Genomic DNA, 20318 nt, shown 5'->3' on the forward strand with positions numbered 1-20318 from the left:
AAAGCGGTCATAGAGGTAATTGCGATTCAGGATCAAAAAACCTAAGTTTTGGCAAATTAGGATGGCTGCCTCTGCAACTGCGGAGAACATAGCTATAGAGACAGCCAACATAATAAAACATTAAATTTGGGTGTTATGGGTGGTTATATAAACCCATTTAGCTCACCAAAACCAATTTTTCTCTTTGCGCTTATAAAGAAATTTGTAACCGCTTTGCGTTATGTCAAATTGGTTAAGCTTTCCATCGGTAAGGCTCTGTGGGTCAAATTGTATGACTATGCCAGCCGGTTCAAACCGAAACTCCGTTTCTGAATACGGGGTGAGGGATTTTTCTGATTGGCCTGCTGGCTTATACATTACCTGTTTGTCTGCAACCCTGAAGCTAAGTTCTATAGGCATGTCCTTACTACTAAAAGTACCTACGGTCCTGCCCATTGCCTTGGCCGACAGCACCACAGGTTTGGCAGAAAAATCTGGGATTGTAAAGTCTTTGCCATAGTTATTGCTCAGAACAGCAATCAATACATCATTAAAATTATAGTTAACGCCGTTGCTCAATACAGTGACAACAATGCCATCTACGGGATTAAATCCAACAGCGGAAACAAACCCGTCGATACTTCCATTGTGACCAAAGAACGTTTGTTTATAAAATGGTGTCGAAAACAAGCCCAGGCCATAGCCATCCTCAAGTGTCATCATGGCACTTAGCGAATTTTCAGATAACAGTTTTCCAGCAAACAATGCTGACAAAAATAGGTTGGTTTCTTTCGCAGTAGACACCATGCCTCCCGCGGCATGAGACACACTCATGTGGGTTTCAGGTTGACGCTCCCAAGTATCAGAAAAGCGGTAAGAAAATACTTCGTTATTTTCAATCTCGATACTGTTCCCAAAGTATGTATTCGCAAGGCCTAGGGGAATAGTGATCTTCTCTGATACGACTTCGGCATAAGATTTTTCGCGCAAGGATTCTATGATAAAACCCAATAACACATAGTTTGAGTTGGAATATTGATGTTTGCTGTTTGGCTTAAACAGAGGATCATAGGATTGAATGCGCTGCTCCATCTGTTTACGAGACTGGCCTTTAGTCATGTAATTAACATATGCAGGTTCATCGGTGAAACTTTGAATACCCGTGCGGTGGCTGAGTAATTGCTTAACCGTGATGCTCTCAGCGTTTGGAATGTCAGGATAGAAAGTGCTCAACTTTGTTTCTAGAGACAGTTTGCCTTCTTCAATGAGCTGCATTATCAATATTGATGTAAAGATTTTACTTATTGAGCCTAATCGAAATTCAGTTTTTGCTGATAGTGGAATATTATCTTCAACTGAAGCAAAACCAGAGTAATACTCGTAAAGAGTCTCGCCATGTTGGGAAATGTATACTGCTGTCATCATCCTTTCATTATCACTAAGGTTAGACAGGTAGGCATCAAGTTTACTCTCTTTTGGATTCTTGGTTTGAGCAAGTAAATTGGGAGAGACACACATAGATACGAAAAACAGTAACGTAAATAATGAAAACAAATTTAGCTTTCTAGTCATGAAATTTTCCATTTGGTTTTTAGCCACCCTAGCATAAGTTTTTTGGCTTTTGAAAGGCAGAGCCTTGTCCAATATGAAATGAGTCTTAACTAATTGCGTGTTTCCAAAATGAAATGCGTCTAAAGACTTAAATTCTGTTCATGATCATAAGATGCAAGCGATCATGAATATAGAAAACCTCACCACTATTGAAGAGCTTGAACGCTTTATTCAAGGTAACCAAGCCGTCGCCTTTACCGTTTTAGGTGATAAAAATCAGCGATATCAATTCATTCAAAAAACATTGATAAAATTTCGCTATATCACGTTAAAAAAAACCGACAAAGGGATCGTCAATCAATACCTTAAAAAGGTGACAGGCTACTCGCGGCAGCAACTCACTCGATTGATAAAACAATACAAGGACGTCGGCAGAATTAACTGGCAACCTTGCCGAACTAACGGCTTTTCAACCATTTACAGTACAAAGGATATTAAGCTACTGGCTGAAATGGACGCAAGGCATGATGATATCTGTGGTCATGCCACTAAAAAGCTGTTGGAGCGTGCCTACAATACGTTTGAGCAATCAGAATACCAAATGCTTGCCACTATCTCTGTTTCACATTTATATAACTTGAGGCACTCTCAAGGCTACCAAAAACAACGCAGACACTTCACAAAAACACAATCAAGACAAGTGCCTATTGGCGAACGGCGTAAACCTCAACCCAACGGCGAGCCTGGCTATATTCGTATTGATACCGTGCACCAAGGAGACCTAGATAAACAAAAAGGCGTGTATCATATTAATGCAGTTGATGAGGTGACACAGTTTGAGGTTGTTTGCTCAGTTGAACGTATTAGTGAGCGTTACCTCATTCCAGTACTAACGCAAATGATGGCCGCATTTCCTTTTATTATCAAAGGGTTTCATTCAGATAATGGCTCTGAATACATCAACAAACACGTGTGTAAATTACTCACCAAACTTGAAATAGAGCTCACTAAATCACGCTCAAGACACTCAAACGATAATGCCTTAGCAGAAAGTAAAAATGCATCAATTGTAAGAAAACAGTTTGGTTACACACATATTCCACAGAAATGGGCACCGTTAATCAATACGTTTAATTTAAAATATCTTTACCCGTATATCAATTATCATAGACCTTGTTTCTTTCCTGAAGTCACCACTGATGATAAAGGGAAACAACGTAAAACTTACCCTTACAAAAGTATGATGACGCCCTATGAAAAACTAAAATCTTTACCCAATGCCAAAACATATTTGAAAGCAGACTTTCATTTTGAAATACTAGATGAGCAAGCTATGGAAATGACAGATAATGCTTGTGCTGAATTACTTCAAAAAGAACGTAATGAATTATTTAACCAGATCTTTGAACAGAATAAACGAGCCTAAAAATTTACTTACTTAAGACTCATTTGTTAATTGGAATATACTGGCAGGTGTGTGTTCTTATTGTAGGTATGCTGGAACTTTATAGTGCAAAGATATGGGGGCATTAACGATTGAAAAACTAATTAGCCCACCGACCGCTTCTCGCTCATTTACGACGCTCAGTTAATGGTTCCAATGAGCGAATTGCGGCCATCGGTCTAGGCTATGGCGTATGAGAAGTTCACTGCGACAGCGGACGGTTAGGGCTATTTGTGCAATGAATGCTATGCAGTTTTACACCATTTTGTTGTCACCTTGGAGATGGTATTGGAATTTCCGCAGTCTGATAGGCAAATTCGGTCTATTCTTTTAGAGTTGGCGGTGTTTAATGACAATGAACGAATGTCGGGTTAGCGAGAAAACTGAAATTTAAGGTCGGATTTCCTATATTGGCAATCCGACCTCGTACAATATTTCGATTAGAATCTATGTACGTTTTCTGCGAGAATAAAATATGCCCATCATTAACGGTAGTACTAAAAACAACACGTTAGGTTCAGATACATTTACGCTTGGTTCAGATGCCCTCGCTACTTGACCTCGAATTTCACCGCCAGGCTTAAAGTCTGAATGAATATTGATATACCACAAGTCAGCAAGTAAATCCGTAGCCTGTGCGGCACTGATTATGGCGCTACCTGACGTTGGATTAGAACCAATTGATATAGCCACTTGCACCCCAGCATTCTGGTTAAACAAGGCAGCTCCATGAAAGTGTGCCGTCGTAACAATTCCAGTTAAGCCCGACCAGCTTAAATCCCAAGAAAACTCATTGCTTACATCATCATATAGCATGGACGCTATGCCGGTACCCAGACTTCCCGTTCCAGCCCCAGCATTTGCTTGCGCTCCGTCAATACTGGATGTGAAGTTGATAATTGTAGCTTGGGTAGGCAGTGAAATAGTGAAGGCTACAAGGGCAATAAAGGATGTTAATAATTTAATGTTCATTTGCGACTTTCCTAATTAGCAGTTTTAAATTGCCCCAAAATGAGACATTTTATTTTACAAAGAGCGGCTTAACTATAGCTCAAAGTTGTAATAGAGAAAGCGGAATTGACTGTCTCTTTACAGCTAATTGGGATCATTCATTGGGTAGAAAATAAACAGCCGCTAATGGCACATTTGAGTCGTTTAGTATGCAATGTTAAGCACGAAAACTAAGCCCTTGAGAACCCTAGTATATCCCTAGCTTCAACAGCCGTATTATCGCCAATCAAAGCCCTTGCAGATGGCAACTTTACGGTAACCTTCCAAGCTCTGGTGGTTTTAAGTAATGTTGTGGTTGAGCGAAGCCCCTTAAAGGTCTTAGGATGGCATCTGAACTAAAGTTAACCAATCAGTGCACCTAGTAATTCAAGGCACTTTCTAAAAACCTGTTCTACAATAAATATTCACTTGATTGATGACATGGAAGTTGTAGTTATGAGCAACATCGGATTTGAAGTATTAAAACTTGCCTTGATAGACGCAATTACAAAACAGTAACTTATCGCCGCAGAAATGCAGGAATTGCCAGAACACTCAAAGGTTCGCAAGCTCGTTGAAGAACAATCCCTGCTCCTGAAAGAAATGATGACCCTTTTAAATCGCATTGCTTAATACAAGCAACCTAAAGCGCCTCATTGCGATAATACGCTGGTAAAAGTTGGTATGTGACACCGATTTACTCCATTCTTCACGGTTCGATGTCCGTTACAGATACAGGCTGGTTTTCTGGCAGCTTTCGACAATCAATTTTTGCTGTTCTGACTCGTCATTCACAGCATCAATAATACTTGGTCGTTCTTTAGAGGCTTTACTTTGAATTGGTTTAGCTCTCATCTCCCAATCCCCCTCAATTTCACCCATAAAAGACAGGGTTAACCGTTTTTTTGTCCTAGTGTTAACGACTCCTAACTCTCTGAGCAGGCAATTGATTAACTCCTGCTTATCAATAGTGTCCTGTAATGCGTATTTTTTACCTTTAACTCCGATGTTTGTCATCATCATTCCGTTCGATTAATCACTTGCCGGTTAAATTTTAGCCAGAAAATGAGAAACCGCAAACTTGATATTTTAAGCTGCTCTTTGTCGGTGACTCTTCCGCTTTACATTTGAAAGCAGACTAAAGCACTGAGCCTAGCGCCAGCAATATACAGGTGATTTAATGGGTCCTTCCTAGTCATATACCACAAGGGTAATTCGCAGCGCATGTTTCCATTTCTACACGACTAACAATAGTGAATTGACGATGACGACGATAACTTCCAGAGCGGCCATTGGGTGCAATGTTAAAGTAACTGCAATAATGAGCTAAAACGAGCTCGTTGATAATTCTATTTCTTTACCGTTTAAATCGATTTACAGCCCAATATTCAACTGGTGTTGAATGGCAGTGGTTCGCTCGATTAAGTTAGTTACCATCAAACCGTGAATGGCCCTTAAGAGCGAGGAACGGTCGTAGCCCAAACTGAATATATTGTTCACTTTTTTGATATTTGTGGATGCTATCGGTCGGAATCCTAGTGGCAGGTGTTCCGACAAAGCGGTCATTAGTTATTAGATGTGCCTTACGGCAACTGCTAGCCATTTTAGGACGCGAGTTGAGGGATTGATCAAGAGTATTGTGAAGCAAGCAACTTGACCCCTTTTTTTCTTTTGTGAAGCAAGCAACTTGACCCCTTTTTTTCTTGACCCCTTTTTTTTCGGTTGAGTCAGATATCATTTTATTGCGAGCGGCCGCAAAGAGAAGCAGACATTGGATTGAATGACCCCCGACTGTCTGCAATTCCTATCGCTCATTCTTGCCATTGCACCTGTGAACCAGAGTGATAATTTAATGGTGAAAACAGATTTCATTGAAGTAAACAGCTGTGGCGGTTATTGGCATTTTTGCCACTTAATTTGGTTGCTATCCCTTAGTATCTTTTTGACATGTTTAACTTTTATTTCAATAGGTAAGAGATTTTTACGGCTTCTAATTATTCTCTTGTAATAAAATATACCAACCAAAGCTTAAGTTAATATTTAATCAAAAATAGAAGCCATACCAAGTCGCTAGAGCTTACCTCCCCTGATTAAAGGGCTGAAGCTTTGAAGTGAACACATACTTGTCTCCACGATATACACTTCGAGTATATTCAAGGGGAGTATTGTCGGGTAAAAAAGTGTAGCGTTCAATTCGTAGTACAGGTCCGCCTTCTTGAATCGAAAGCAACCCCGCTTCAGTGGGTGAGGCAATGGATGCCGTTACCTTTTGATCACCATGACTAGGGGAACAATGGTTGGTTTGCAGTGCATGATAAAGTGAGTCAGTTAAGGTGTCTAAATTAGGTAAGAATTGGGCCGGTATAATTGTATTTTCGATACCCATTGGCATATCGTTAGACAGACGTACCCGAGATAAGCGACACACTTGTTTGCCGGTTGATAATTTTAGAGTGCTTGCTTCTTTTGATGTGGCTTGTGCAATCATTTTAATCAGCCAGATAGAGCTAGGATCAACACCCAAAGTACGCATTTCATCGGTAAAACCTGATAGGTCTTCACCTTTATGCTCGATGCGCTCGCTGATAAACGTGCCTGAACCTTGCTTGCGAAATAATAACCCCTCCATGATGAGTTGATCGATAGCTTTGCGAACGGTGACACGTGATGCTTGAATTTTTTCGCATAAGATACGTTCAGATGGAATGGATTCTCCGCTGGTTATTTGGCCACTTAATATAAACTTGCGTAAGTCATTTGCAAGTTGTTGATAAAGCGGCGCGGATTTATTCCAACCTGCTCCAATTTGGTTAAACAATACATCTTTAATAGCCATTTCCTCAATACTAAAACAGGGCTTGCATGTGCATTTATCAAGCCCTGATACTATCTATGGTCTAAAACGGAAGGTGACACCAACAGTGCGACCAATGACGTCATAATCACTTACCGTGCCGAAAAAAGTGCCACCTGATTCAGGGATCGGGGGTTGTTTATCAAGCAAATTATCAATACCAAAGATCAGCTTGTTGTGCAAAAACCTGTGTGCTTAAAAATGCAGAGGTCGAAAGGGCAATCAGAATGCTCTTGGCGACAGGTTTTAAGACTGGTTTTAATAGATGGACCTTCATGTAACACTCTCCTTATTAATATATTACTAATTACTCATCCGGTGATAGTAATCATGTCTTTAATTGGTATTAACCTATAGTTGTTTCAATACAATTGTCAATACCTTTACAACTAAAGGTATTGAATAAATCCATTTGAATGGTGATTAGTCTAAAAATTGACAATGCCAATTTTCAAGTGGTATTGTTAATTGGTATCTATTGTTGTTGACGGCTTTTTGAGCAAATAAGCCTTTTTTAGGTGAAGCTATGCATCCACATATTGAAAAACTACATAACATTTCTAAGCAACATTCGCGATTAATCATTGGATTGATGAGTGGCACTTCTCTTGATGGTTTGGACATTGCTCTTTGTAAAATTAGCGGTTCTGGCACTAACACGCAATGCGACTTACTCCATTTTAAAACTATCGATTATTGTGAGGACTACCGACAACATGTAAAGGCGATATTCGCTAAACCTATCGGTAGCATTGAACAGGTGTGTATCTTAAATGCATGGATTGGCCGGTATCACGCTACATTAGTGAATCAGGCAATACAGGATTTTGGTTATCAAAATACAGATATTGATGCGGTTGCCAGCCATGGTCAGACTATTTATCACAGCCCTTCAGAACAACATCAATATGCCGATTTCCCCAATGCTACTTTACAAATAGGTGATGGCGACCATATAGCCGTGCTAACGCAGATCATCACGTTAAGTGATTTCAGACAAAAACATATTGCAGCTGGAGGGCAAGGAGCACCTCTGGTGATGTACGGGGACTATTTGATGTTTCATAGCCCCGATGAAAACCGCATTATGCTCAATATCGGTGGTATCGCGAATTTAACTTGCTTGCCAAGTAAAGGCGGTGTTTCAGATGTTTTTAGCTCAGACATTGGTCCAGGAAATACCATGATGGATGCCTTGGTGCAGACTCATTATTCAGGATTATTTTACGACAAGGATGCAAAAATTGCCGCTGCAGGAATTGTGCACCAAGGTTTGCTTATGCAATTGGCCAGCGCTGCCTTTTTTTTACAAGCTGTTCCTAAAACTACTGGGCCTGAAGTGTTTAATTTAGCTTATTTGCTTGAAGCTCAAAAACAGGTTGCTGCCACAGATTTGTCGAATGAAGATGTGATGGCAACACTTTGTGACTTTAGTGCAAAATGTATATGTGACAGCATCATCACCCTTGGTAAAACATTCCCACATTTAATGGTGTATGTAAGTGGTGGCGGCATTCATAATCCTCTGTTGATGAAGCGGATACAAATAAGGCTAAGTAACCAATTACCACAAGCGAAAATAGCAAGTACTGAACAACTATCGTTAAATCCGGACGCGAAAGAGGCCGTTTTGTTTGCCCTTCTTGCCAATGAAACCTTGTGCGCGAATACCCAAACACTGCCCTCATCTGAGACCAATATGCCCAGTGTCAGTCTGGGGAAAATAAGCTTTCCCGATTAGTTAAGAAAACACATTGGTTTCGACGGGCTTATCATGACTGATGATATAGATATGCAGGCACTTAGTGGTGCAACAGCACAAAAGGCGGAGCAGGCTTTAAGTGCCGGCTGTGATGTTGTGCTGCAATGTAGCGGAAAAAAAGATGATTTACGTTCTCTTGAAACCGCTTTGCAGCCACTGGCCGACAAGGCACTCGAGCGCGCTCAATTTGCGGCCTCAAAAGCGGCTGCGAGTCCAGTAGATATTGATGAAACGGCTTTGTTAGAAGAGTTATCAGAGCTTTTGTTAAAGGGTAGTGCGTAATTATGATTGACCAATATTCAGGACTCGATGTAGCCGTTTTTGCGCTGTATCTTGGTATACTGCTTATCACCGGTTATTTGTTTAATCGCCGCGCTAAAAATACCAATGATTATTTCTTAGGTGGCAACAACATGCCAATTTGGACAGTGAGTATTTCTGTGCTGGCGACATCCCAATCGGCGGCCACCTTTTTGGGTGGACCGGATCAAGGTTACCGTGGTGATTTAACTTATCTTTCTACCAATATTGCAGGGCTGATAGCGGCTGTATTTGTGGCTAAGTTTTTGTTGCCTCGATTTTATGCGCTCAAGGCCTTCACGGTATACGAACTCTTAGGTAGCCGTTTTGGAGACAACGCTAAGTACCAAGCGGGTATCGTTTATTTGTTTGGTCGTTTATTTGCAAGCGGTGCCCGATTGTTTATGGCAGCCATTGCAGTTTCGATGATTTTATTCGGTGATGTCGCGCCAAGTTCTGTCGCCATCGCTATTTCGATTATTACCGTAGTCGGTTTTGGTTACACAGTCTATGGGGGTATTCGTACTGTTATATATTCTGATGTGGTGCAATGTTTAGTCTATGTAGGTGCCGCAGTGTTGGTACTGTGGCACCTCATGCAATCTATTACGCTAAGTACCGGTGAAATGATCGATGTACTGCAATCGCCGGGTGGCGGTGAAGCCTCTAAACTGACCTTTATCGACTTTTCTTTAGATTTTAGTAGCGCAGGTGTTTTCAATATTTGGTCAATACTGACCGGTTTTGTATTGTTAAATATCGCGGCTTTTGGCCTAGATCAAGATGTTACGCAGCGCATGTTAACCTGCAAAGATTCAAAAAGTGCGACTAAGGCACTGGTATCGTCAATTTTGATGGGGATCCCCGTGGTGTTGGTATTTATTTGCATTGGCTTGTTACTTTTTATTTATTACCAACGTCCAGACATCATGGCACAAGCGACTAACGGTGCACCTATTCCTGAGTTTGAAGGGCAAACGGTTACCATCTTTATGTACTACGTATTAACCAGCTTGCCCAATGGTATCAAAGCGGTGGTCACCATTGGTATTGTGGCTGCGGCCCTGTCGACCCTTAATTCTGGGTTGAATTCAATGTCGTCAGTAGCGGTACAAGATATCTATCGTGGTTGGTTTAAGAAAGGTGTGGCGATCAGTGAAGAAAAACTGGTCGCTGTTGGCCGATGGTGTATGGGAATCGTGGCTATTGCACTGGGCAGTGTTGCCTTGCTTTGTTACTACTGGCAGCAATATACCGACACCCCTCTTTTAGCGTTTGCGCTCGGTGTGATGGTGTTTTCTTACAGTGGCCTATTAGGTATTTATTTCACTGCGCTATTTTCAAAGCGCGGCAGCCCAGGCTCGATTTTTACCGCGCTGCTGGTTGGATTTACCGTTCCAATGTTAATGCAACCCTATGTGCAGTCGTTATATTTACCTGATGCTTGGCAATTTGATTTGGCCTTTACATGGCAACTAGTGTTTGGCACGGCTGCATCCACGTTAATTTGCCTCTCTAGAAAGAGTCATCACTCCACAACTAAGGTGTGTGTATAAACTACAAACACCACTTTTTGTTTTCTGAACCAATCAGCGAGTGTTGATCCTGTCAACATTGCTGGTTTGGGCATCGCTTCACGATAAAGCCTTAACTGCTCGATTTGTTCTTCCCTAAGAATGGTAGCCGTGCTGACCAGAAAATAACTGCGGCTTGATAAGCGGTTTTTAGGTAAGGGGATTTGCCAACCTTGTTGGTTTTGTGTGAGCGGCATGACGGTATAGGCATCCCGCGCGACTAACAGTATTTGAAACTGCGATTGATGTGTTTGAAGATACAATTCACAGAGTTGTTTGAGCCCTAGGTCAGCAAAGGTTTGATGAGTTAAAGGGATGTTCTGACTAGCGGTTTGGGCACAGGTTTTACCTTGCTTAAGCACCGCAACTAATTGGGTGTTTATTGTGGGTTCGACTTTAGCAGTAAGTGCTTTTTGGGCGGGCGATAGCGGTTCACTGCTTTCAGTTGCAAGAAAGTAAGTGATCCCAAAAAACAGCATTAAAAGCAAAAGTAATATTGATGCAGCTATTATGTAATAAGAGTTGGTGCTTACTAACTTCCTATTTTTCACACTAGGTGCTGGCTGGTTTTGGGTGATGTTAGGTAATGCCGCAGCAGCCTGTTCTAGGTTGCTGATAAGCAGGCAGTAGTGGTTTTTTTCTACTTCAGACTGATTCCCATGGGGCAGAATAAATTGCACTTTAGCGCCCAGCGCTGTCCATTGTTCTAGCTGCGGTTGCGCCAGTTTAAATTTAATGGCGACATCACTAACGGCTAATACTTGAAGGTTGCTGGTATTGACCTCACCAGTGGCACAAATAACGCTATCGCCTTGGCTGACTTCACCGTTGCCTAGCAAGCCTTTTGATTGCGCCAAATGGGCTAAGTACATAGCGACTTGCCAGCTGTTACCTTGGTCGATGCGGGCGCTGATATCGACTCGATAACTGCAAGCACCAAACATTTGATGAATTATGCCCACACCTTTTTTAACAAAGTTGTGATAGCTACCGCTGATGTTGGCTGTGGTTGAGGTGCCATTAACGGATACAACTGAGCTGATGTCTTCGTCATCAATAGGCGTGATATTTTGTACCGCAACTAAGCCTTGAGTGGTGGCGATAAAAATATGGGTTTTCATCTCCCTTGTTTTCCTAACATGAATATCGGAAATGGCAGCAAGGACGATTCAACCTGTGTGTTTTGGTTATGATAGGTATATTGCAAACTCAGCATCAAACATGTGTATAAACTTCTGATCTGATTCTTCCATTAATAGCTGCGTTTTACCATCCACAATAGGTGGGAAGTGTATTGAGGATATTAAATCCTCGGAGCAACAATTCACTCGTACGCCTTGATTGTGATGTTTCTGAATCGAATGTGGGATTTTAAGTATCACGTACACTTGCCCAGAAAATTGCTTGTCTCGCTTAAATAACAGTTCAAATTCTGCGGATTTACGGCTGCTGATTTCAGTTGCCGAACTGGCTGCAGCTTGAACCGGGCTGGTGGCAAAGGCTAATTTTTGTAACAACTGCATATATTGACGACGCAAGGGTAACGACTGATTGATGTGTTGCATAAACTGTTGGGCAGCAATGTTTGGATTGCCTAGTGCTAGCTGTACTAAGTCATTAAATAGCAAGGGTTTGTCATTTTTAGGTTGCTCTGGTCCTTGCTCACTTTGATGTAGCTCACGGTATAAGGTTTTGGCGGTAAATAGCTGCTCCTTAGTGTGAAAGAGATCATGATACTGATGATCAGGCATGAGGCGCTCCGTATATTTGCTTAAATCTATTACTGAATATGCATAGGTCAGAGCGATAAATTTCCGCTAGCTGAGTGTTTTCGTGATTTAATTTTGTTATGACCAACAAATAGCGCGCCATTAACTCTTGGCAATGATCGAGTGCCTCACTGCCATCCTGATAAAAATCCAGCTCTGCAAGCGATGGCAGTTTTTTAAATCCATCTTTGTTATTGTTTTTAAAGAGGTTTGCCGCTTCAGTTAACCAAAATTGTGCTTTATGGTGCTGGGATAACCATTGTTGGACATGGACAAAAATGTTTGCTTCAGACTCTGTTGTGTCGGCTATTTGCGCTCGCATCCATATTTTGAGTGCTTGCTGCAAATCTGTAGGCATTTGTTTGAGCATGATGCCAACAAACACAGGGCTATTCAGACTGTAAAATATATGGGCAATAACCTGTTGTACTTGTTTACATTGTGACTCAGTGTTATTGAGTTCGGCTACATAGTCTTGGTATTGGCGGTTGGGGTATTGTTGCAATTTATCTGCCAACACCTGAGTAGACTTGCGTTTAGCTTGCACCAATACCGACTGCCAGCCACCAAATATGCTTAAACGCAAAAAGGATAGTGGTAATTGTCGCGCCAATTTACCGTGGTTTAATAAGGGGCTCATTGGCTGATATTGAGCCAAGGTTAAAAACTTTGGTGATTGGCACAACCAACTTAAATCTTCACAGTTATCTGCTTGTTCAAACACTGTGGTTTGCACCCAATCGGCATCCACTTCACCTTGCTCGGTGTTGCTACCAAGGCTTAATGCATATTCCCCATTAAAGGTGTTTTCAACCATTTCTATGGCGGTCATGGCATCGAGTAAATCGTCTAATACTGTGGAATATTTAATGTAACTAGGTTGTGCTGGTGGGTTGAGCCAAAAATCGAGCACATCTTGGTCAGTGAGTTTTTGAGCGGTTAGATTATGTTGTTTTAACCATCCGCTGATGGCCCGAAAACGTTCTTGGGTACTGGCTTCAGGAATATGTTCTTTTAAGTAGCTATAAATCAGCTTTTGTAAATTAGACGATACCTGTTTTATGCCTTGATTATTAGCACCTAACAGTAAGGTTTCAATGTTAGATAACTGAACGGGTTCAATGCTGGCAATCAATTCCAACATCACCGCTAATACACCGACACGAGTAGGGGATATTGCAAATTCAATGTCGCCTATTTGCAGCTGCAAGTAATCCTCACCCATACAAACTTGGCCTGAAGCGGTTTTAATGGGTTGACTAAAAGCGTGGCGGAAACGTTTGGGTTGGATGTTTTCTTCTAACCAAAAAAAACTGAGTAGAGCAGATGACGAGTAATGTGGGTGGTTAACAACCGCCCAGCAAAGAAAGCTTAATTCATAACATACCGAACCATAGTTGCGGCACACGATGTATTGGGATATTTGCTCTACGTCTTTGCCATGGTATTTATAGCCATCAAGACCGGGCGTGTCTTTTAGCTGGGCAAAAAGCGCCTTTAAGGTGTCGCTAATACCGTAGTTAATTATATTGGTCATTCGGCCTAATTTGATTGTCTGCTCACATCTTTATTGTTCCAATTTAACGAACAATCAGCACTCAATCAAAGACTTTTATCGGCCTTGAAGGATAAACAAGGCCTAATCTGGATATATCGATTCCCACTGCCTGACCTTTGCCATTTTTAGGTTACGAGGGACTTGTGTCGAAGGGGCTTTTTCTAAGGGAGCGGATGGGTGAGTTACAGGCTGTGCTCTATTACTCTTGTAGTTTCGAGTAATGTTATGTAGTCGCAAGGCCCGTAAGGTTTCAATTTGTGGATTTTGAGCCTGTGTATCAAACACCGGTGCATCTCCCTGAAATTCTCCGGAACTCACATCGACATAATTAATACCAGTTTGGTTTACCTGTGAAGCGAATACTGGTTGCTTGTCATACTGTAAAAAACCTTGTTGGGTGGCCAATACATTATCCACATAGTCTCGAGTGGCTGGCATCACCCTGAACTCGCCATGTCTGTTTTTGACGCCAGAACCCCCATTGTAGTGGGACAAAGCAATGTCTAAGCGGCCATCATAGCGTTTCAGCAGTTTTTTCATAAATGTAACCCCTAGCTCTATATTCACATCTGGGTCGAATAAGCGACTACGATGCACCCCAAAAACTTGTTCTGCGGTACGTGGCATTATTTGCATCACACCTTTGGCTCCGGCGTGACTTAAAGCTTGATGATTAAAGTTTGACTCTACCTTGGCAATCGCTAAAGCCAAAGATGGCGGCATATTTTGGCGCTTAGCCTCACCAATAACGCGCTGTTGAATATCATCCGTATCGTAGTAATAAGTGGCCGAAGCAGTCAGGGGTAAAAGTATCGCTAGTAAGCTTAAGACTTTCATTATGGTGAGGGGGGTCATTGAATTTTCTCCAACTGAGTTTGCCAACTTTGGTTAAGCATGGTTATGGAAAGGTTTGGGTGATGTATTTGTTGGCGCAGCGCCATAATTTGTTTCAAAGGTAAGTTATCTTGTACCGCAAGGATCAATGGTTGCTCGGTATCAAAATGAGAAACGTTGTCGATGTTTATATGATTGAGCTGTGTATTGTAAAATTGCCCATTGAAGTAAAAAGCATATTGCTGTTTTTTGTTTTCAGATGTTTTATTGATAGATGTTTCTCCGCTACTGGCGGCTAGTCTTAGCTGCTCAGCATCGGTAAAAGGTTGTTGGATTTTTTGCACCGGCGCATTTTTTAGTGTTTGTTCAGGCAAACCAATAGAAAAGAGCGCCAAAATTAACAAGGAAAAAAACGCCATGGATAATCCCAGTGCGACTTCGGTCATGGCCTGTGTGCTGGTGTCGTGATTGGTATGTTGATGCATTGAGTACCTCCATCGCAGGTTATGCAAAACTTAGAGGTATTTTTGTTAGATGTTGAGTGGAACCGATATAAATATCCAGAGTTCAGTTTATCTATACTCTCATTCATCTGAAATTAATTAAGACAAATAAAGTTTGACCGTTGAGTGAGTTTTAATGGGGCGCGGCTTAACAGGCGTCAAATAAGCAGATGTCACACTACCTGTGCCCTTAATTATTTGTACTGTCCAACAGGGTGCGTATTGCCTTCAACAGGACTTCGCTGCGATAAGGCTTAGTCAGCACGTTATCACTTTGCTCAGGCGTGCCTTGCTGGTCGTCATCCGGCGCAAGAATGCTGCGGGGATAACCAGTCGTGTAGAGAATTTTAATGTTCGGCTGAATCAATGCAGCATTACTTGCGATGTCAAAACCACTCATGCCACCGGGTAGAACTATGTCTGTAAATAACAGGTCAAATGGCTTGTCTGTTCGCAGCCGTTCAATCGCCTCTTGACCATTATTTGCCACAATCACATCATATCCCTGATTCTGCAGTATACTGCGTGACAGCTCCTGAACTTCCAACTCGTCTTCCACAAGCAGGATACGTTCCGAACTCAGCTTTGCTATTGTACTTGTACGTTGGGCACTATCCACTGGCTGCAGCTCTTGTGATCTCGGCAGAAAAACGGTGATCGATGTACCTTTTCCCAGCATACTATTGATAGTCACGTGACCCTCTGATTGTTTAACGAAGCCATAGACCATACTCAGGCCCAGACCACTGCCCTTACCAACATCTTTGGTGGTGAAAAATGGCTCGAACACCTTTGGCAACAGTTCTGAAGGTACGCCATCGCCTGTATCTTTAACTCTGATCATGACGTAATCGCCTGATTGCAGCTCTTCGTGTTGTGCCACAAATATTTCATCCAGCGTGATATTGGCAGCACTGATATCCAGCTTGCCTCCTCGCGGCATAGCGTCTCGAGCATTGACCGCGAGATTTACCAGAGCATTTTCAAACTGATGCGGGTCGACGATTGCGTACCATAGATTCATCTCGGCATGGACTTGCAATTCAATGGTTTCACCCAGACTCCGCTTCAGCATATCCTGCAGGCCATCGACCAGCAACCCGATATTAGTAGTAGTAGGCGCCAATGTTTGTTGCCTTGAGAAGGCCAGCAGGCGGCTCGTTAGTGAAGATCCTCGCTCAACCGCAGTAATGATATGCCGCGCATGAGATTTTGCCTTGTCGTTCCCTGCCACAATCTGTTCGAGCACTTCCGCGTTACCGATCATGATCGCCAGTAGGTTATTAAAATCATGGGCTATGCCTCCCGTCAACTGACCGACGGCTTCCATTCTCTGTGCTCGACGCAAGCGCTCGTTGGCGATCTCGGCTTCCTTCTTGGCTTCCTCGTATTCACAAGTGCGCTCCACCACTTTTGCCTCAAGGGTCTGGTTGATATTACGCAGGTCAAACAGCACGCGTTTGAAACTGATCGCCAGTGAACCTATTTCGTCCTCTCGAGTTGTTAGGGTCTTGAGTTCGTTCTCAAGCCCAGTCGAGGATTCATCGATCGCATGCTTCAGTTGTAGCAAGGGACGTGTTACTGCGCGGCCGAGCCACAAGCTCAACATGATGACCAAAACCAAGGCAGTAATACCCAACATTAAAAACAACTCCGACACGCGGTCAAGGGGTTCAAATACCTCATTTCTTGCCGCCCTGATCTCTATGGTCAAGCCAAGATCACGTAGCTGATCCTTAATTTCGAGCGGGTAGCGTACAGTTATGCTATCCGTGGTTTTTGTTTCATCGGCGAGCTCTCCGGCATCCAACGGTTGCTGGTCTGCCCCTGCGATGATATCAAAATTCCCTTGCAGCAATCTCGTTTGATAGCTGCCGTCCAACGGCATTGACCTGTTGAATATATTATCGAGATTAACCTGATAGACGAGTGCGCCCTCACCGGAAGTTGTGCGCATATAAAGCAACACCTCGACACCGAGTAATACGCGCATGCCGTTCTGGTTCACTATACTGTAGTGATTCTGGCCGCTCGTAATTGCATCGATGATAATTGAACGATATTCTGCGATCTCCGCGGTGGGACCACTGAAAGCGATTTCGTTGCCGAGAAAATCGCACAGTGCCAGCTTGACCTTTATGCCGTTAATTGTCGAAAAACCATCGAGCAATGGACTCAGGTAAACTTCCCGGCCAGCACTGTCAATCAGGCCGTTCGCTATGGTGGAATTGATCGCTAGGGTTTCTATTGCGGTACTGATAACATTCAATGTGTCAGCTACTCTATGCGCCTCATTGCCCGCTCGAACCTCAAGAGAAGACTTTAAATTATCTTCAGTAAGAGTATAAACCTGCCAATAAGCCAGAATACCGAATAGGCTCAAAAACAACAAAGCCGGCACGGATACTGCCAGCGTCACTCGATAGTGAATATGATGCCGAAGAAGTTGCAGTATTGAGACATTAGGCATCAGTAATCCCGATGAGTGATTTTGGTTCCTGACAACACTAATTGGTCATCATTGAAATCGGCCTAATGAGACCATCGGCTGTGTAACGGGCCATAAATACGTCTTCCACAGACAGGGCGTCATGGTTATCTGCTGTAAATGGCTGGGCGTAAAAGCGCACTAGGCCGTCATAGTCCGTGACTAGCTCCAACTTGTCACGGATAACTCTTCGATCAGTGCTACCTGCCATGTCAATAGCACGGGCTAGTATAAAGGTCAGGTCATAGGCATGTCCGAAGCCGACAGGCGCTTCGATGTCGCGCACATCGGTGATGGTTGAAATCTGCAACACAGTCTTCATTAACTGTTCGATACGGGCGGGCACCAGGTTAAAAAAACTAAATGTCTGGACGACACTGAAATCGATGTGGTCAAGGGCTTCCCGCCTTGCAAGTTGAGCAATAAAATTACCTCCGGTTACACCCCAGTGGCTGATAATTGGCAACCGCTGCTCTGCCGGCAGTTCAGCGACCTCTGATACAAGTGCTGCACCTTCATCATCATTGGCCACCAGAATTATAGCCTCTGCACCTGCGCGCAAAAGCACTTGATACTCCTTCAGCAAAGAATCATCTTGCCAATTATACCAGGCTGTACCCACTGACAACAGTTTGTCGGTGGTGGCAAGATAGCGCTGTGCTGAATTAAGATTACTGCGTCCCCATGATGTATTGGTTAATAGCAGGCCAATTTTTTTAGCGCCTTTTTTTGCGGCGTAACGAAGCATAACGGGCATCGCATAGCGGTCCTTGAGAGACAAGCGAAAGCTGTAACTGGGCCTAAAGTCGTTCTCGGTAATGCCATCCGCAGAGGACCAAGGCGCAAGGTTAATCAGTTGGGTTTTGGCAAGAGTCGGTAGTGTCTCTAAAACAACAGGACTGAAGCGGCCACTGAAAACAGCAACAAGATCCGCTGTCGCGGCGAGTTTTTGAAGGTTGTGGATACCCCTTGCGGGCATTGACCGGTTGTCTGTAATGATGAGTTCAAGAGATCGTCCATTAAGAACCCCGCCCTTGGCGTTGATCTCAGTGATGGCGGTTTCGATGCCCAGTTGGATAGATTGGGCCGAGGTGCTATTTGTCAGACCGAATTCTGCGTCCAGGCCGATAAACACCGGAGCAGGTTCCGCAGACCTTGTAGTTTGGATAAACAAGAAACAGGCGATCAATACAATTGCCAACCATCTATTCATCGCAAATACTCTTATGTAAATGTCTATTGTGTTAATCAATGTATCACTGCAAAAAATGTTTGTCGAACTAATGAGCCCCTATACCTTGCCGCAATAGATGCATTAAGCCTGAGGAGATAGTAATGTCAGCGAAACGGATATAGGCACGTGGGTGGTATGATTGTGGTGCCCAAACCCAGAGTTAATATGACGCGTTTTTAAGGCAATCTTGGCTGATTTTTACATTGAATTTTAAGTTGAGGGTTTTTCTACACCCTCGTTAACGACCGTCCGCTTTTGAACAACTCCATATATCAAATCGAAAACTCGCTATGACCGCTTTGGTGGCTTCACCACTGCTTTTCCATATTTAAAGTTTCAGCAATGAACTAGCAACGGCTTTTGACCCAAGGGTTGTGACTAATTTATACGTGGATATCAGTGACTCCAACTGGCAGAGCATTTTGGCTAGTCCACTAGAAGAAGAATATCACGGGACGGCTATCACCCTGAATGGCATTACCTTAGACGGTGTCGCAATTCGTACTAAAGGTGGTTCGAGTTTAAGCAGTGTGGCTCGCTCAACAAGTGACCGTTACAGCTTTAAGGTTGATATTAACGAATACGTTGACGGTCAAAAGTTCTTTGGTTTAAAAAATTCACATTGCAAAATTCTTTTAATGACCCGTCCTACATGCGTGAAGTGATTACCTACGACTTATTGACTGAGTTGGGCGTGCCTGAACCGCAACATGCTTTTGTGAACCTCTATATAAACGAGGAGTTGTTTGGGCTGTATTTGATGGTTGAAGCGGTTGATGGCGAGTTTGCCGAAAAACACTTTGCCAATAGTAATGGTGATATGTACAAACCTGACGGCACCGGCAGTGATCTAGTGTGGATTGATGACAATGCCGCCAGTTACAGTGATATCAACTTGGGATTTTAATGAATCGTTTGGCACTTTTAATATGGGCTGTCAGGTAGATGTTCGTGAGTTGTATATTGATGAGCCTACTAGTGGAGCCATGGCTGATCGTCCTTTAATCAATAGTGTGTTTTCGCAACAAGACAACTTGGATGTGTATCACGATTATATCTGGCAGTTAGTTGAAGGTTCTCTTGAGGAAAATACTTTTGCTGCACGAGTGGCTGAGATTGCCGCGGTAATTCGTAGTTCTGTAGAAAATGACCCTACTGGTTTTTACGGTAGTGCTGCATTTGAACAAAACCTTAATTCTACTAGTGAACGGTTTTTCGCACCGCTAGATAAACGCATTTACGTCAGTCTCCATAATGATGCTGTTGACAGGTTTCGAAGTTTAATGGATTGAACTTATTAGCTAAATTCAAGCTTCATAAAACTTACAACCGATCATAACTATGAATAATTCTTCTTTTGCTAATTAGTGGGTACACTGCTGTTAAGTAATACGTTAAATGTCAATTAAGCCATTAAGTAATGAGGAAAGATAAATGTTTAGTCATGTGATGTTAGGTGCTAACGATATACAAAAATC

Annotated in this window: 18 protein-coding genes; 7 read left to right on the forward strand and 11 right to left on the reverse strand. The window is 42.7% G+C overall.

Going from position 1 to position 20318, the window contains the following annotated elements; translation table 11 throughout:
- Nucleotides 1–162: 162 nt before the first annotated feature.
- Nucleotides 163–1551 carry a serine hydrolase gene (locus tag CXF95_RS25890; protein ID WP_157828248.1) on the reverse strand — a complete coding sequence of 463 codons (1389 nt, stop codon included), beginning with the start codon at nucleotides 1549–1551 and terminating at the stop codon, nucleotides 163–165.
- A gap of 151 nt (nucleotides 1552–1702) precedes the next feature.
- Here CXF95_RS25890 and CXF95_RS25895 point away from each other — a divergent pair, with 151 nt between their 5' ends.
- On the forward strand, nucleotides 1703–2956 hold the full coding sequence (locus tag CXF95_RS25895) for a DDE-type integrase/transposase/recombinase (RefSeq protein ID WP_101196919.1): 1254 nt from the start codon (nucleotides 1703–1705) through the stop codon (nucleotides 2954–2956).
- Between the two features lie 465 nt (nucleotides 2957–3421).
- Here CXF95_RS25895 and CXF95_RS25900 read toward each other — a convergent pair whose 3' ends face one another.
- The 3 genes from CXF95_RS25900 to CXF95_RS25915 all read right to left on the reverse strand — a co-directional run bounded on the left by CXF95_RS25900 (nucleotide 3422) and on the right by CXF95_RS25915 (nucleotide 6800).
- Nucleotides 3422–3946, reverse strand: a complete 525-nt coding sequence (locus CXF95_RS25900; protein WP_101201367.1) for a CHRD domain-containing protein — start codon at nucleotides 3944–3946, stop codon at nucleotides 3422–3424.
- A gap of 744 nt (nucleotides 3947–4690) precedes the next feature.
- Nucleotides 4691–4981: a hypothetical protein gene (locus CXF95_RS25905; RefSeq protein ID WP_157828249.1), complete on the reverse strand. Its 291-nt coding sequence runs from the start codon at nucleotides 4979–4981 to the stop codon at nucleotides 4691–4693.
- 1060 nt (nucleotides 4982–6041) lie between these two features.
- Complete coding sequence (locus CXF95_RS25915; protein WP_101201370.1) at nucleotides 6042–6800, reverse strand: GntR family transcriptional regulator; 759 nt, start codon at nucleotides 6798–6800, stop codon at nucleotides 6042–6044.
- A gap of 544 nt (nucleotides 6801–7344) precedes the next feature.
- On the opposite strand from CXF95_RS25915, the gene CXF95_RS25920 reads away from it, so the two are divergent.
- Genes CXF95_RS25920 through CXF95_RS25930 form a run of 3 tightly spaced genes read left to right on the forward strand, consistent with a single transcriptional unit; the run spans nucleotide 7345 to nucleotide 10436 of the window.
- Nucleotides 7345–8559, forward strand: coding sequence for an anhydro-N-acetylmuramic acid kinase (locus CXF95_RS25920; protein WP_101201371.1), 1215 nt, complete (start codon nucleotides 7345–7347; stop codon nucleotides 8557–8559).
- A gap of 12 nt (nucleotides 8560–8571) precedes the next feature.
- Nucleotides 8572–8862, forward strand: a complete 291-nt coding sequence (locus tag CXF95_RS25925) for a glycoside hydrolase family 3 N-terminal domain-containing protein (protein WP_255418959.1) — start codon at nucleotides 8572–8574, stop codon at nucleotides 8860–8862.
- Between the two features lie 2 nt (nucleotides 8863–8864).
- Entirely contained in the window at nucleotides 8865–10436 is a 1572-nt protein-coding gene (locus CXF95_RS25930; protein WP_101201372.1) for a sodium:solute symporter, read from the forward strand.
- On the opposite strand, the gene CXF95_RS25935 is transcribed toward CXF95_RS25930, so the two are convergent.
- From CXF95_RS25935 to CXF95_RS25965, 7 genes are all read right to left on the reverse strand, one after another.
- Nucleotides 10409–11575 (reverse strand): hypothetical protein, encoded by a 1167-nt coding sequence (locus CXF95_RS25935; RefSeq protein WP_101201373.1) that lies wholly within the window; start codon nucleotides 11573–11575, stop codon nucleotides 10409–10411. The genes CXF95_RS25930 and CXF95_RS25935 overlap by 28 nt on opposite strands.
- 66 nt (nucleotides 11576–11641) lie before the next feature.
- Nucleotides 11642–12205 (reverse strand): hypothetical protein, encoded by a 564-nt coding sequence (locus CXF95_RS25940; RefSeq protein WP_101201374.1) that lies wholly within the window; start codon nucleotides 12203–12205, stop codon nucleotides 11642–11644.
- Nucleotides 12198–13760 carry a hypothetical protein gene (locus CXF95_RS25945; RefSeq protein WP_101201375.1) on the reverse strand — a complete coding sequence of 521 codons (1563 nt, stop codon included), beginning with the start codon at nucleotides 13758–13760 and terminating at the stop codon, nucleotides 12198–12200. The genes CXF95_RS25940 and CXF95_RS25945 overlap by 8 nt, the downstream gene beginning before the upstream one ends.
- A gap of 102 nt (nucleotides 13761–13862) precedes the next feature.
- Entirely contained in the window at nucleotides 13863–14636 is a 774-nt protein-coding gene (locus CXF95_RS25950; protein ID WP_101201376.1) for a lytic transglycosylase domain-containing protein, read from the reverse strand.
- Nucleotides 14633–15100 carry a hypothetical protein gene (locus tag CXF95_RS25955; RefSeq protein ID WP_101201377.1) on the reverse strand — a complete coding sequence of 156 codons (468 nt, stop codon included), beginning with the start codon at nucleotides 15098–15100 and terminating at the stop codon, nucleotides 14633–14635. Before CXF95_RS25955 ends, CXF95_RS25950 begins: the two co-directional genes overlap by 4 nt.
- 208 nt (nucleotides 15101–15308) lie before the next feature.
- Nucleotides 15309–17588 carry an ATP-binding protein gene (locus CXF95_RS25960; protein WP_101201378.1) on the reverse strand — a complete coding sequence of 760 codons (2280 nt, stop codon included), beginning with the start codon at nucleotides 17586–17588 and terminating at the stop codon, nucleotides 15309–15311.
- Nucleotides 17589–17625: 37 nt separating this feature from the next.
- Nucleotides 17626–18819: an ABC transporter substrate-binding protein gene (locus CXF95_RS25965; protein WP_198556709.1), complete on the reverse strand. Its 1194-nt coding sequence runs from the start codon at nucleotides 18817–18819 to the stop codon at nucleotides 17626–17628.
- Nucleotides 18820–19214: 395 nt separating this feature from the next.
- On the opposite strand from CXF95_RS25965, the gene CXF95_RS30950 reads away from it, so the two are divergent.
- Genes CXF95_RS30950 through CXF95_RS30960 form a run of 3 tightly spaced genes read left to right on the forward strand, consistent with a single transcriptional unit; the run spans nucleotide 19215 to nucleotide 20132 of the window.
- The gene (locus CXF95_RS30950) at nucleotides 19215–19505 is read left to right on the forward strand and encodes a CotH kinase family protein (protein WP_232788046.1); all 291 of its coding nucleotides are present in this window, start codon (nucleotides 19215–19217) and stop codon (nucleotides 19503–19505) included.
- Nucleotides 19493–19747, forward strand: coding sequence for a CotH kinase family protein (locus CXF95_RS30955; protein WP_232788047.1), 255 nt, complete (start codon nucleotides 19493–19495; stop codon nucleotides 19745–19747). The genes CXF95_RS30950 and CXF95_RS30955 overlap by 13 nt, the downstream gene beginning before the upstream one ends.
- Nucleotides 19710–20132, forward strand: coding sequence for a CotH kinase family protein (locus CXF95_RS30960; RefSeq protein ID WP_232788048.1), 423 nt, complete (start codon nucleotides 19710–19712; stop codon nucleotides 20130–20132). The genes CXF95_RS30955 and CXF95_RS30960 overlap by 38 nt, the downstream gene beginning before the upstream one ends.
- The last annotated feature ends 186 nt before the right edge of the window (nucleotides 20133–20318 follow it).

The sequence above is a fragment of the Paraglaciecola sp. MB-3u-78 genome, assembly GCF_002835935.1.
In the GTDB taxonomy this organism is placed as follows: Bacteria; Pseudomonadota; Gammaproteobacteria; order Enterobacterales; family Alteromonadaceae; genus Paraglaciecola.